The sequence below is a fragment of the Treponema sp. OMZ 305 genome (genome assembly GCF_024181325.1).
GTDB lineage: Bacteria > Spirochaetota > Spirochaetia > Treponematales > Treponemataceae > Treponema.
The window spans coordinates 1,106,116-1,120,041 of record NZ_CP051300.1 but is presented as its reverse complement, the minus strand read 5'-3'; the positions used below and the strand labels follow the sequence as shown (position 1 = coordinate 1,120,041).

The following is a 13,926-nucleotide window of genomic DNA, read 5'->3' as shown; positions in this document are numbered from 1 at the left end:
CATTTCAAGGCAACCTGTTTTAAAACTCATACGCGAGGGTAAGTCTGATAAAGCTATTGCGGGAAAATTGTCCGAAGTTTCCGGTCTTTTTACCGCCGAAGATACCGACATTGCAGTCGAGCAGCAAGGTTGCAAACTGCCAGTGGATACCGGGCATAATGCAAAAGTCTGCGTCCTCAAGCCCGACAATGGCGCCAAGCTTCCATTCCAAAGAATTACGCAAGAGGGTCTGTGCTACGGAAAATGCGAGCTTTGTATCCGTTACTTTTTTCCCCCGTTCAACATCATAGCTGTCAGAAATACTGCCGTGATGGATCCGGATATTTTCCGTTGCGGTCAGGCTGAAGGTAAAGCCGAGGGGGGCGGAATAGACCGCGCCGATATTCCACGCAAGCGACGGGTTATATATGGAAGGATTATTGCCTGATAAATCGGAGGTGATATTTGCGGCGAATTCCGCACTGAGCGATACGGAGCCAAGTCCGACACCGTAGTCAATACCGATATGGTGATAGGGATTATAAAGACCGGTAAAGGTTACAGGGGAAAGGCCGCCTCCCGCCGGTTCCGCTGTAAATGCAAGCTCCGGCAGCCGACCGTAAAAATACTGAATGCCGAAGTCATGCTTGCCCGCTACGGCAGCCGTAAGCCGCCCGCCGCCCTGCGAATATACGAGGGTATTCGTTTTAACTGTGCTAACCGCACGAGTAAAAAATGACGGGTCGGTTTGCACAATTCGGTCAAACTGCTGCGAATACCAGCGGTCGGTTTTTCCGGTAACAATGCGATTGCCTTCAAATACCGGCAAATATACGCCTTCCAGCTTGAGATCATACGGAAGGTACACAGTAGCGGATATGAGCGGGCGGGCAATTTTCATCTCCTGCGGGGCATACATCAGCGTAAGGTCGGTTTTGTCGCGAGGATTGACGATATCAAGAACGCTTAAACTTTCCGCCCGCCCCCAGTTCAGCTTTTGGATGCCGCCGGTAATGACCACCGAACTAAAGAGTATTTTAAGATACGCTTCGTCAATCCACGGAGCAATCTGGGACTGTTCCGGAAAAACGGTCTGCGTTTTGCCGAGCAGGGGAGCGAGGGTTTTACCATTCAGCTTAACACCGAAATAGGCTTCCGTCATCGGCGCGGTTGCATGGACGTGCAGCTTCCCCTCAACCAGCGATCCGGGCTGTACATCCTTAAAAGTCTTAAAATCGTTAAAATAAAACGAGCCGCCGAAGGAAAGCTTTCCGCCAATATCAATCGAAAAAGCACTGCTCGATTCCTCCTCGCTGTCAAAGCCGAAGTCATCGGAAGCCTCTTGCGCACTCAACGCCGCTGCGCAGCACAGACAAAACAAAATGCTTATTACTATGGAATTTTTTTTCATCATCTTCCCCCATCTTTTGAAAAATGATACGTCAAACATTCGCTTTTGTGTAACGATACCATGGCTGCCCCTGCTTCCAGCGCTTTTGAAAAGCGACTGTTCAGAAGAGTACATCCGTGTACACTTCTGAACGTGAGTTTTTGCATCGCAAAAACATCACTGCTGCATGAAACCACCGCCATCCTTGGCGGTTCTTAAATGCCTTTTGCCGTAAGCCTTTTGCAAATAGACAATGCAGATGCTAGGAGCCTAGCCGAAATAAAGCGGAGGCGTACTTGTTGTACGTTGAGCATTTATTTCGGCGTAGCGACAACGCAGATGCACTGTATATTTGCAAAAGTCATGCTATAGCTTAGACAACGGCACAATCTCCGGCGCCGTATTTTCCCCTTCCATTGCGGAAAATTCGCTGAGTAGTTTCTTACCGCCGGAAGATATCCGCGTCGGTATTTTTATGATTACCTTGAGGTAGAGGTCGCCGGTTCTGCCGCTTGCAGCTGGTACTCCTTCTCCGCGTACCTTGAGTGCATCGCCGTGCTGTGTACCGGCGGGAATTCTTACCATCAGGCGTTTATCGTTCAGCGATTTTACCGTTATCTCTCCGCCCAGCGCGGCTTGCGTCATCGAGATGGGAATGACGCAGTACAGGTCGTTCCCGTGCCGTTCAAATAAGTGATGCGGCTTAATAAAGATGAACACATAGAGGTCGCCGTAATCGCCGCCGCCCGAGCCTGCATTCCCCTGTTTGGGAATGGTGATACGCTTTCCTTCTTCGACACCGGCAGGAATGGTAATAATGATTTTTTGCTTTTTCCGCTCTAAGCCGGAACCGCCGCATTTTTTACACGGGTTTTCGATAATAGTTCCCGCACCGCCGCACCGCCGACAGGTGCTCGCAATAGAGAAAAAACCGGTGTTCTGCCGTACCTGTCCGGTACCCTTGCAGTCGGGGCACATTTTTCTGCCGCCGCCTCCGGCGCTTCCCGAACCCTTGCACTCCGTACAATGCTCATCGCGTGAGTACTGTATTTCAATCTTCTTACCGTATACGGCATCGGTAAAATCAATTTGCAAGTCATACCGGAGATTTGCACCCCGTGCGGGGCCGCTGCTGCCGCGCGAAGAACCGCGGCTCGACGAGCCGAACCCGCCGAATCCTCTAAAGCCGCCACCGCCGCCGAATAAGCTTTCGAACAAGTCGGAAAGCCCACCCCCTCCGCCGAAGATGTCTTCAAAACCTTGGAATGCGGACGGGTCAAAACCGCCACCCATATTTTTAACACCGTCAAAACCGTATTGGTCATAGACGCTGCGTTTTTTGTCGTCAATAAGCACTTCGTAGGCTTCAGTCGCCTCTTTAAATTTTTCTTCCGCTTCTTTATTTCCGGGGTTTTTATCGGGGTGATATTGAATTGCCAATTTGCGGTAGGCTTTTTTTATTTCATCGGCGGTAGCGGTCTTTGCTACGCCCAATACCTCATAATAATCTCGTTGTGCCAAAATAAGCTCCGTCTAGGGTAAACGCAGCAAACGATGTTTTAATATGCCCAAAATTCTATAGGCCGTTCAACCAGAGTTTCGCCGCGTTGCGGCTCAAATGGTCTCACAGCCTATAGAATTTTGGTTCTATCGTCTATTTGTTTGTTGTGCTTACCCTTATTTAAAAAAATATGCGAAATTTTCAAGAAAATTTCGCATAGAAGAAAAACTTCTCAGTTATTTATCTTCGTCTTTTACGACTTCATAGTCCACGTCGTCGGCGGTTCCTTTGGTGGGTCCGCTGTCGTCAGCGCCACCTGTTGCACCGGATCCGGCAGATCCCGCCGCCCCAGCCCCGGCACCTTGCTGCTTGTACATCTCTTCTGCGATCTTGTACGCAGCCTGCTGGAGCGCTTCGGTCTTGGACTTGATGTCGGCAGTATCTCCGCCTTCAATCGCCTTCTTTAAGGTAGCGACAGCTTCTTCGATGCGCTGCTTGTCGGCAGCATCCACCTTATCACCCATTTCCTTCAAGGTCTTTTCGGTCTGATAGATCATCGAGTCTGCTTCGTTGCGTACCTCAACCTTTTCGCGCTCTTTCTTGTCGTTTTCGGCATTGGCTTCCGCTTCCTTCACCATGCGGTCGATTTCGCTCTCGCTCAAGCCGCTGGAACTTTCGATGCGGATGTGCTGCTCTTTACCGGTACCGAGGTCTTTTGCAGAAACGTGTACGATACCATTCGCGTCGATGTCGAAGGTAACTTCAATCTGCGGAACACCGCGGGGAGCCGGCGGAATACCGACCAAGTCGAAGTTGCCAAGCGTCCGGTTCTGGCTTGCCATACCGCGCTCACCCTGCAAGACGTGGATGGAAACCGCCGTCTGCCCGTCAGCCGCAGTGGAGAACACCTGACTCTTGCGCGTCGGGATGGTGGTATTGCGGTTAATCAACGGAGTAAACACGCCGCCCATTGTTTCGATACCGAGCGAAAGCGGGGTAACGTCCAAGAGCAGCACGTCTTTAACATCACCGCCCAAGATACCGCCTTGGATAGCAGCGCCGACTGCAACCGCTTCGTCGGGGTTTACGCCTTTGGAACCTTCTTTGCCGAAAATCTCTTTGATAATCTGCGCAACCTTCGGCATACGGGTAGAACCGCCGACCAACAGAATTTCGTCAATCTGGCTTGCTTCAAGTCCTGCATCCTTTAAGGCTTTGCGGCACGGCTCTTTGGTTCGTTCAAAGAGGTCGTCGGTCATCTGCTCGAACTTTGCACGGGTCAGTGTTTTCTGCAAGTGCTTGGGACCATTTGCATCGGCGGTGATGAACGGAAGGTTGATTTCCGTTTCTGCACGGCTGGAAAGCTCAATCTTTGCCTTTTCCGCTGCTTCGCGGAGCCGTTGTAACGCCATACGATCTTGTGAAAGATCGATCCCCTGATCAGCCTTAAACTCTTTTTCGAGCCATTCTACGATGCGGTTATCAAAGTCATCGCCACCCAAGTGCGTGTCGCCGTTGGTCGATTTAACCTCAAATACGCCGTCTCCCAATTCCAAAATCGAAATATCGAAGGTACCGCCGCCGAGGTCGTATACCGCAATAGTCTTTTCTTTCTTTGAATCCTTATTAAAGCCGAATGCAAGTGAAGCTGCTGTCGGCTCGTTGATAATACGCTTTACATCCAATCCGGCGATTTTACCGGCATCTTTTGTAGCTTGGCGCTGTGCATCGTTGAAATATGCAGGGACGGTGATAACCGCTTCGGTTACCGGTTCGCCCAAATAATCTTCCGCTGTTTTCTTCATCTTCTGCAGGATAAAAGCCGAAATTTCCTGCGGAGAATATTTTTTGCCGTCTACTTCGATGCGGATATCGTCGCCTTGCGGCACGATTTTATACGGAACCCGCTTTAATTCGTCGGTTAATTCGCTGTACCGATGACCGATAAACCGCTTTACCGAGTAGATAGTACCTTCAGGATTGGTAATCATCTGGTTTTTAGCAGGCTGACCGACAATCCGTTCATCCTTTTTGAATGCAACGATAGAAGGTGTGGTGCGTCCTCCTTCGGCATTTGAAATAACGACGGGTTCACCGCCTTCCATAACAGCAACACAAGAGTTGGTTGTTCCTAAGTCAATTCCAATAATCTTTCCCATAATAAAAACTCCTTATTTGTTTGATCCTTAAATAAAGGATTATCTTATTTTGTTTCCGCCGGTGTAGGCATCAATACCATAACCTTTGCCGGACGGAGAATACGTTCCTTCAATTTATAGCCTTTTTGTAGTTCTGCTCCGACAGTTGGCTCCGTAACCTCAGCTGAAGGATTGGTTGCAACGGCTTCGTGAATGTCGGGGTTAAAGGGGTGCCCCTGCACTTCGTAATACTGCAAGCCGTACTTTGACTCCAACAGCGAAAGCAAACCGCTGCGGATCATCAGTACGCCCTGCATAAAAGCGGCAGCGCTTTCTTCCCCTGCCTTTTTGCCCGCTTCGATTGCACGGTCAAAGTCATCCAATATCTGCAAGAGGTCGGAAATCAAATTCGTGTTTGCGTAATCGATTGCCTCCTGTTTCTCTTTTATCATGCGCTTGCGGTAGTTATCGAAATCCGCCGCTTTGCGCAGATATTGATCCTGCAATTCCTTGCATTTTGCTTCCAAAGATGCGAGCTTTTCGGCATCGGACAGTTCCGGTTTAGCTTCCTTTGATGCTTCCGTGTCCGAAGCAGTTTGTCCAGAAGCCGTGTTGCCATGCTCTTGATTGCCGGTCTGCTGCTCAGACGCTACATTACGCCCGGCATTTTCCGTACCGCTACCGTGCGTATCCGCTGCCGCAGCTTTTTTACCGGCTTCGGAGTCCGTGTTCATACCGTTCTGCTCTGCCGACTGCGCTTCGCACTCCTGCTCATGCTTTTTTCCGTGTTTTTTTGTCATTCCCTTCCTCAAAATATCCGACGCTTTATCTGCCTATTAGCTGAACCGCCGTCTGTGTTTCTCATTTGACAAATAGAAAATACTAACGGAATTACAAATGGTCAAGAAAAAATAAACTAAAGTGTTATCCATGTATCTGCAAAAAACTCGGTTAGCTTTTAGAGATACCACGGATATTTGACAGAGAAGCAGGTTTCAAACTATACTGTCACGTATGACAATAGCCGGACGTAATAGAATCTTAATTTTCAGTATCTGTATTGCTGCGCTCATGGTAGTTGGAAGTATAAGCTGCTGTATTGCTATTGTTGCACGCAATTTGCTCGCAGAACTGCCGACAGCGCCTGAAAGTACCTTTCGGTTATTAAGTTTTCCATTTTTTGCCTATAATAATTATGCAGTCTTGGCCGGCATTACCGCGCTCCCTCTGATAGCGTTGGTACTGCTTATTTGCATTTTTTTCCTTTTTGAAAAAACCCATGCACTGGAAATTTCGTTTTTTAGTTTGTTTATTTTTGCACTGTCTTTTGAAGCATTACAACTGCTTTTTCCGTTGCAAGTGCAATATCCGTTATTGGTTGTTTTTATGGCTCCCGTTGCACGGATTATTTTCTTTTTCCGGTTCGGAGCCTGTTTAGCGCTTTTAACATCAAGCCTCTTTGCCCATAAAACTTTTACGCGAGAAACGGGGTCCATTATTTTCTTGTTGTGTTTTACTGCCTTCGCATTGTCTCATGTTATCCCAATCGATACCATTCATACGGTTTCGTTCTTCTCGTTTTCCCGCTCTTATCGCTATCTCCTTTATTCCTTTAACGGGATTGTTTGCGGATTGGCTGTAGCATCGTTTTTAATGGTCGGCATCTACCGCAGTATTACCGAGTATCGGAAGGCCGCGATTTGGCTGTTAGTAATGTTAATCGCATATACGCTCTTGTTGTATACCGGCTCATGGTTTTTCACCCTATTTGGTATCGGAGCGCTGTTAACAGCGGGGGTATTCTTTCTCAAAGCTATTCACCAATTTTATCTGTGGCAATAGGGAACCTCTAAAAAACTCGGTTAGGTTTTTAGAGACTCCCATATAAAAAATAAAAGATTGACAATGTAAAAAATCACCCTTATAATCCTACCTATTATGAATATAAATATAACGGATGTCTTTGATTCCTTTTGCATGCTTAACGCGGCATCCGCCTTTATTATAGCGGTAGCTTCATTAAAAAAAAGCAACTGGAATCCTGTTTTTAAGTCCATCGCTTACTTAGCCGCTATGATCGGTTTTTGGAATTTAATACGCTTTTTTTTGATACAAACGCACGAGCTTCAGTTAAGTTTTATTATGACTCGTTCCATCTATACGTGTATCGCATTTTCAGCGTTGTTTTTATTTTACTATGCCCAATCTTACTGTATACCGAATTTTCCGCTTTTATATCGTAGATTAATCGCGGTTATTCCCTGTATAACCTGTATATTAAGTATTACGGCAAATCGGCACTCCTTTTTTATTAGTATAAATCCGGAAGCAGAAATATTCGATATTGGTATTCAGCCGTTTATTTACGGCCACTGGTTCTACATACATGTTTTGTACAGCTATGCGTTAATCACCCTGTCGTGTATGTTATTTTTTATCAGACTGTTTTCGCCTCAAGTAAAAAACCGCAAGGCAGTTATCGCTATAACGGTTACAGTCTGTATTTTTACCGTAATAAATATCATCGGTACGTTTATTGGTCAAACGAAACCGATAATGCTTCTTTCGCTATTCGCTCATTTGTTCAGTATTAATGTTTTGTATTTCTTAACCTCTCGGGATATGGATCAAAAAGGACTCTATCTTGGCAGAAAGGACTTCTTTCAAGGTTTTAGTCAACCGGTGCTCATCTTTAATACAAAAAACGAATTACTTAAAGCAAATACCGCTGCTATGCAATTTTTTACTAAAGCAAACATCCCCATTCAACGGTATTCGCTGTATGACGATATGTTTTGCAGCCGTTTTTTTGTACCTATTCAGTCTCGAGAGCAAACCGAGTATGCTCTATACATACAGCACAGGGCAACGGGAAAAGTGTTCCTTTGTCATAAAAAGATAGTTGTAAACCCTCAAAACGATAAAAGTGTCGGAACAACCATTATTATGTATGATGCCGGTATGTTAGGTGAACTTATACAAAAAATTGAACAAAATGCATTTACCGATGCACTTTGTGGATGTTTAAACCGAAGCTGCTTTGAGTTGCGGAAAGAAACAATCGTACAAAATTCTGTAAAGCCTTGTCTTTTGCTTGTCGCCGATATAGACGACCTTAAAAAGGTCAACGACACATTCGGACACAACGCTGGCGACGATTATATTCAAACATGCGCTGCAATACTCAAACAAGCGATAAATACGCCGAATACGCTGTTTCGCATAGGCGGGGACGAATTTGTTGCCTTTATACCGCATTGTACCGGAACTGATGCGACAACCATCATAAAAAAAATAGAAACATTATGCACAAAGCAAAAAAAATCTTGGGCGGTTTCCATTTCAGTGGGTTCTTCGATGATAAAAAACAATCATACTGACTTAATGCAGCACTTTACACAAGCGGATAGCGCTATGTATGCGCATAAGCAAAAACGCAAACAACAGCTTGCAGAGATTCAGCAGGCGATGTCTTCTTAGCTTATGGCATCGTTGGCCGGTACCGATCCTAAGGCATACCCTAAAATTAAATAAGAACACCTAAAAAAAAGTAAGGAAACAAAAAAATTTTCTTGCGGAAACAAACATTTCGTGCTACACTGATAATAACGCTGATTGGTACTCATTTATTCTAAAAGGAGGCTACTTTATGGAAAAACTCTTTCAGCTTCAAGCGCACAAAACGAATGTGCGTACCGAAATCATTGCAGGCTTGACCACATTCCTTGCAATGGCGTATATCCTTGCCGTTAACCCGCTCATTTTAAGTGATGCAGGCTTAAATGCCGGCAGTGTGTTTACGGCTACCGCATTATCTGCGGCAATTGCAACTTTGATGATGGCATTTCTTGCCAATCTCCCTGTTGCGCTTGCGCCCGGTATGGGGTTAAATGCTTTCTTCACGTATACCGTCGTTATCGGAATGAAGTATTCGCCCGCTACGGCATTAACGGCAGTATTCTTCGAAGGCTTGCTGTTTATTCTGCTGTCTTTTTTCAATGTACGGGAAGCGATTGTCGAATCAATCCCCTTCAATCTGAAAAAAGCGGTCGCAGCAGGTATCGGTCTTTTCATCACCTTAATCGGTATGAAAAATGCGGAAATTATCGTTGATAATCCTGCGACATTAGTCGGTCTCGGCAACGTTACTTCGGGACCCGCCCTATTAGGAATTATCGGCTTGGTTATTACCGCAGTTTTGTATGTTTTGCGTGTTCCGGGTTCAATTCTTCTTGGAATTTTGATTACGACCGTAATCGGCATTCCGATAGGTGTTACCGTACCGTTTGGCGGCTGGGAAAATTGGTCAATCGTAAGCTTACCGGCAGCTCCGATTTTCTGGAATTTTGACTTTAGCAATATATTCAGCTTCCAGTTCTTTACAGTATTTTTCTCCTTCCTTTTTGTTGATATTTTTGATACGGTCGGTACCTTAGTCGGTGTTACCAACAGCGCAGGGCTTGTCGACAAAAACGGGAACATCCCGCGAGTAAAGCAAGCGTTATTATCCGATGCTATCGGTACGGTTTTCGGTGCCATGCTGGGAACCTCTACGGTTACCAGCTTTGTTGAAAGCACTTCGGGCGTAGCAGCCGGCGGACGAACCGGTTTAACAGCGTTGACAACCGGTGTGTTCTTCTTAATTGCTTTGATTTTCTCACCGCTTTTCTTATTAATCCCGTCAGCAGCTACCGCACCGGCGCTCATCATCGTCGGCTTCTTGATGCTAAGTGCCGCAGCCGAAATCGATTTCAAAGATCCTACGGAAGGTATTCCTGCATTCTTAACAATCGTTATGATGCCGTTTGCCTACAGCGTTGCCGAAGGTATCGTTTACGGTATCATGTCATACGTTATTTTGAAGGCAGCAACCGGTAAATTTAAGCAAATCCCGATTATTACATGGGTTTTGTTCATTATCTTCCTCTTGAGGATTATTTTCAATTAAATTATTTCTTAGCTAAAAGAATTTCGGGCATTTATACAAGGTATGAATGCCCTTTTTTATGCCTTTTTCCTGCTTGCAAAAGATATAAATAAGGATACAATAGTCGCCATGGATAGAAAATATGTATTACTGATCGACGGTGATAATATCCCGCCGAGTTTTTTGGAAGCTATCATTACCGAAGTTTCTAAAGAAGGTGAATTACTGATAAAGCGTTTATACGGCGACTGGACAACGCCGAATATGAACGGGTGGAAAAATTGGCTGGAGAAGATACCCATTCGCCCCGTACAGCAGTTCCGCAACGGTCCGAATGCAACCGATAATACCATTATTATGGATGCTATCGAGTTGGCTAATACCAATAAGAGCATTAACGCTGTTTGCATCGTTTCGACGGATTCGGATTACTACAGTCTTGCCCTTAAATTGCGAGAATACGGACTTTATGTACTTGGTATCGGAAAACAAAATGCTAAGGCTCTTTGGGTAAATGCCTGCAATGAATTTAAATATCTGGAAAATCTCGATAGCGCTGCAACCCCTGAAGAGGAAAGTCAAGACTCCCCCTTCGATTCTCTGGAGAAATTGCTAAACCATGCCTATAAAAACTCACGAATGACGGAAGACGGATGGGTTAGCCTTTCCGACTTGGGAAAATCCATCAGGCGGAGTATGCCGGAATTTGATCCCCGATCGTATAACCATAATACCTTACGCGAAATTCTTGAAGCCTTTCCCGATCAATATGAAATGACAACCGATAAACTGGTTCCACCCAACCATTGGATTAAAGCAACGGAACGGCAAAAAAGCGATACGCTGAGCGGTACCATTAAGCGCTTTAAGGGAAACTGGGGAATCATCGAAACTACCGACCGCGGCGATTTCTACTTCGGTCTTACGAACCTTACGAAATCTTCTCGACGTAAGAAAATTATGGAAGGAATGCAGGTGCGGTTCAAGGTGTTTAAGGAACCGAATGCAGCCGGAGAAAATTTTGCCGAAAGAAACGGCAAAGCAACGGATGTGGAGCTCCGATAGACGTGTTTAATTAACATTCAATGGAAAGATAAGGGGACGTCATCACCTATTGGAACCGTTGTATCCGCTCATAAAGCGCAGAGGCAATAAGTAAGAGCGTCTCTTTGGTATTTTGTGCAGGGTCGTCTAGCACGGTTTCTAAAAGGTCATGCAACACAAGACCGAGGTATTTCCCCGCAGGAATACCGATTGCCATTAAATCTTTTCCGTTAACCGCTAAATCTTTCAGGCTGTAAGCTCCGTCCTCTTTGAGGATAGCATCAATGCGTGCCGTAAATTCTGCAAGAAAGTGCGGCTCAGCATACGTGCCGGTGAGTCCGAAAACATCCGCTTTTCGTAACGCAAATAAATCATCGATATTTCCTTTCCCAACGCGGACGATAAAGCGGCGGACGGCGGCATCAGTCCATGAAGAATCATAATGAAACATGTGTTCCGCAACTAAATGAGCGGTTTTTTCTATTTCTGCATTGGAGTATTTTAGCCGTCGCATAATACTGCGAGTCATTTTTTCGGAAATAGCTTCGTGGCGGTAAAAGGTGCAGCTGCCGTCCGCCGCTTCCTTGCGGGTAGCGGGCTTTCCGATATCGTGGAAAAGCCCCGCGAGCCGAATATGGATGTGTTCCATTCCTGCTGGGCAGGCATTGCACACCAGAAAGCTATGGTCGAGTACATCAAAGTGATGATAGCTTCCCTGCCCGATGCCGCGGCATTCCATCAGTTCCGGAATAAAGAGATTCAGCAGCCCTGTGCTTTCCATTAGCCGCAAGCCGGTAAGCGGGGTTTGACAGCTGAGCATTTTTGTAAATTCTTCGCGGAATCGTTCAATCGAAATCTTTTGGGTGATATGCAGCGCCTGCGGAATTGCCTGTAGTGTTCCCGTATCGACGGTAAAGCCGAGCTGCGCTGCAAACCGGACGGCGCGGACGGGGCGCAATCCATCCTCCAAAAATCGGTCGAGCGGATTCCCGACTGTTCGGATTCGTCCTGTATGGATATCGGCTCTGCCGTTAAAGGGATCAACGATTTCTCCGTCAGGAAGAGAAACCGCAATGGCATTCATCGTAAAGTCGCGGCGCGCAAGGTCGGCTTCTATAGTCGCAGTATATGAAACGGCAGCGGGGTGCCGCCCGTCGGTGTAATCCGCTTCGGTACGGAAGGTTGTACATTCGATATGCTTGTTTTTATAGATGATGGTAACGGTACCGTGTTCTATGCCGGTGGGAATAGTTCGCCGAAATAAACGCGTTACTTCTTGCGGCGGCGCATCGGTTGCAATATCCCAATCGCTTGCCCTTTTCTTTAAGAAAAAATCGCGGACAGCTCCGCCGACGAGATATGCGGAAAAACCCGCTTCATGGAAATATCCGCTTATTTCTTTAAGTAGAGGCGGAACGGGAAATTTTTGCTCCATAATTTTACACTTTAATATCAGCTTCAGTTAAATAAAGAATCGTAAATCTTTTCTGCCGGTCATGTTGAATCGGTACGCTGTGATATAGGTTCCCGTTATCGCGGTTAATGCATTAATTGCTGCCGCAACGGAGCTGATAAAAAAGGCTGCCGGACGCAGAATCAGATACCCCGACTCAAAGCCGCGTCCATAAAACATGCACAATGAGGTAAGCGCAATATACGTTCCTCCGATGGGGAACCGTCCAAGCAAGCACGAGAAGAGAGAGGCATATCCCACAAGCCAAAATATATCGCTAAAAGCAATCCGAAATACGTTAATTGAATAAGATTTTAAAATCACGACAAAACTGACGGTAATGACTAAAGCCGAACCCGCTCTTCCGAAAATAGAGAAAACAGGAAGGGCAACGGAGGAAATACGTCGACGCACGCCGAGACTTTCGTTGGAGTGACGCAGCAATACGCTGAGCGCAACATGGGTATCCTGTGAAAAAAAGGCTGCCATCATGGGGGCGAGGCTGGCATAGAGAACCCGATACGGATTTATATCACGGCAAAAAATCTTTAATAATGCGGGATAAATAATGAGGGCGATGATCAACAGATCGACAATAAGCAGAATTGCAAAATCGGCAAAAACCGCAGTCAACAGCATTTCGTGAAATTTAATCACCCAATAAGAGGAAACAGCCACCATACCGAATACCAGCATATCTACAAAAAAGACCAGTACCGCATAAGATATCCGCGCCAAAGAATCAATGAGCGTTATGGTTGGCTTCGCAATATTTCTGTCAACTGCACAACCGGCTCCGGCAAATCCGCCGAAAATACAAAGCGGTAGAATATAGGTTCCGTTTACCAGCGCTTCGAACGAGCTGGAAGGAAGTAATTGTAAAAGCGATTCTTTAACGCCGAGAACTTGTACATCGGATATGCCTTCTACAAAAATAGGTATACGAGCCGGTGTATGAATAAGTACGGATATTAATCCGATGCAAGACAATAATAATGCGGCGCCGCAGATAATGAGAATTGTAACAATCGCAACTTTAAGCAAACTTCTATTTTCGCGTAATTCAAAGATACTGAGTGTAAATCCGAAAAATACTGCCGGATAGAGAGCGTACCTTCCGAACTGTATTGCCGCATTTGATAAAAATTCTACAGCTTGTACAAACAGCGTATTTTCAGCACCGGCAACAAGAGCAAAGATTATCCCCAGCACAATGCCGATAAAATATTTCAACCAAATTTTCATAGCGATTGAGTGTAACCCAAAGATTGTACTGCGTCAACTCAGAGTCGAAGTTATAATCCTTACCGGTAAGTATGTACCACACGATTGCACAGATTCATGAGTACAAAGGGCAGCAAACGTTCTATAACGAAGAAGAAATAGCGGGCACTGACGCTCCTTTTATTGTATAAGCATGAATATTTTGTCGGCAGGTATACCAGTATCGAAATGCTAATAGAAATATGCTCAGCATTTTATTAAAGGCGTATA

General features: G+C 45.8%; 10 protein-coding genes. 4 read left to right on the top strand and 6 right to left on the bottom strand.

Annotated features, from left to right (window positions below; genetic code table 11):
* Positions 1–19 precede the first annotated feature (19 nt).
* The 4 genes from ABK01_RS04995 to grpE all read right to left on the bottom strand — a co-directional run bounded on the left by ABK01_RS04995 (position 20) and on the right by grpE (position 5,808).
* Positions 20–1,393, bottom strand: a complete 1,374-nt coding sequence (locus tag ABK01_RS04995) for a hypothetical protein (protein WP_253676449.1) — start codon at positions 1,391–1,393, stop codon at positions 20–22.
* Positions 1,394–1,735: 342 nt separating this feature from the next.
* The gene (dnaJ, locus tag ABK01_RS04990) at positions 1,736–2,890 is read right to left on the bottom strand and encodes a molecular chaperone DnaJ (protein ID WP_253676448.1); all 1,155 of its coding nucleotides are present in this window, start codon (positions 2,888–2,890) and stop codon (positions 1,736–1,738) included.
* A gap of 216 nt (positions 2,891–3,106) precedes the next feature.
* Positions 3,107–5,029 (bottom strand): molecular chaperone DnaK, encoded by a 1,923-nt coding sequence (dnaK, locus tag ABK01_RS04985; RefSeq protein ID WP_253676447.1) that lies wholly within the window; start codon positions 5,027–5,029, stop codon positions 3,107–3,109.
* 44 nt (positions 5,030–5,073) lie between these two features.
* On the bottom strand, positions 5,074–5,808 hold the full coding sequence (grpE, locus tag ABK01_RS04980; RefSeq protein WP_253676446.1) for a nucleotide exchange factor GrpE: 735 nt from the start codon (positions 5,806–5,808) through the stop codon (positions 5,074–5,076).
* 214 nt (positions 5,809–6,022) lie between these two features.
* Here grpE and ABK01_RS04975 point away from each other — a divergent pair, with 214 nt between their 5' ends.
* From ABK01_RS04975 to ABK01_RS04960, 4 genes are all read left to right on the top strand, one after another.
* Positions 6,023–6,850: a hypothetical protein gene (locus ABK01_RS04975; protein ID WP_253676445.1), complete on the top strand. Its 828-nt coding sequence runs from the start codon at positions 6,023–6,025 to the stop codon at positions 6,848–6,850.
* A 96-nt stretch (positions 6,851–6,946) separates the two neighbouring features.
* Positions 6,947–8,488 (top strand): histidine kinase N-terminal 7TM domain-containing diguanylate cyclase, encoded by a 1,542-nt coding sequence (locus tag ABK01_RS04970; protein WP_253676444.1) that lies wholly within the window; start codon positions 6,947–6,949, stop codon positions 8,486–8,488.
* A 169-nt stretch (positions 8,489–8,657) separates the two neighbouring features.
* The gene (locus tag ABK01_RS04965; RefSeq protein ID WP_212566339.1) at positions 8,658–9,956 is read left to right on the top strand and encodes an NCS2 family permease; all 1,299 of its coding nucleotides are present in this window, start codon (positions 8,658–8,660) and stop codon (positions 9,954–9,956) included.
* A 108-nt stretch (positions 9,957–10,064) separates the two neighbouring features.
* Positions 10,065–11,000: an NYN domain-containing protein gene (locus ABK01_RS04960; RefSeq protein WP_212566338.1), complete on the top strand. Its 936-nt coding sequence runs from the start codon at positions 10,065–10,067 to the stop codon at positions 10,998–11,000.
* Positions 11,001–11,046: 46 nt separating this feature from the next.
* On the opposite strand, the gene ABK01_RS04955 is transcribed toward ABK01_RS04960, so the two are convergent.
* Together ABK01_RS04955 and ABK01_RS04950 are read right to left on the bottom strand one after the other, a co-directional pair.
* Positions 11,047–12,414, bottom strand: a complete 1,368-nt coding sequence (locus tag ABK01_RS04955; protein WP_253676443.1) for a CCA tRNA nucleotidyltransferase — start codon at positions 12,412–12,414, stop codon at positions 11,047–11,049.
* Positions 12,415–12,441: 27 nt separating this feature from the next.
* On the bottom strand, positions 12,442–13,677 hold the full coding sequence (locus ABK01_RS04950) for a dicarboxylate/amino acid:cation symporter (protein WP_212566336.1): 1,236 nt from the start codon (positions 13,675–13,677) through the stop codon (positions 12,442–12,444).
* Between the last annotated feature and the right edge of the window lie 249 nt (positions 13,678–13,926).

Excerpts from the sequence above, each read along its gene's own strand:
- grpE (WP_253676446.1), bottom strand. The coding sequence starts at position 5,808 with ATGACAAAAAAACACGGAAAAAAGCATGAGCAGGAGTGCGAAGCGCAG.
- ABK01_RS04955 (WP_253676443.1), bottom strand. The coding sequence starts at position 12,414 with ATGGAGCAAAAATTTCCCGTTCCGCCTCTACTTAAAGAAATAAGCGGA.
- ABK01_RS04950 (WP_212566336.1), bottom strand. The coding sequence starts at position 13,677 with ATGAAAATTTGGTTGAAATATTTTATCGGCATTGTGCTGGGGATAATC.
- ABK01_RS04965 (WP_212566339.1), top strand. The coding sequence starts at position 8,658 with ATGGAAAAACTCTTTCAGCTTCAAGCGCACAAAACGAATGTGCGTACC.
- ABK01_RS04960 (WP_212566338.1), top strand. The coding sequence starts at position 10,065 with ATGGATAGAAAATATGTATTACTGATCGACGGTGATAATATCCCGCCG.
- ABK01_RS04975 (WP_253676445.1), top strand. The coding sequence starts at position 6,023 with ATGACAATAGCCGGACGTAATAGAATCTTAATTTTCAGTATCTGTATT.
- ABK01_RS04970 (WP_253676444.1), top strand. The coding sequence starts at position 6,947 with ATGAATATAAATATAACGGATGTCTTTGATTCCTTTTGCATGCTTAAC.
- dnaK (WP_253676447.1), bottom strand. The coding sequence starts at position 5,029 with ATGGGAAAGATTATTGGAATTGACTTAGGAACAACCAACTCTTGTGTT.
- ABK01_RS04995 (WP_253676449.1), bottom strand. The coding sequence starts at position 1,393 with ATGATGAAAAAAAATTCCATAGTAATAAGCATTTTGTTTTGTCTGTGC.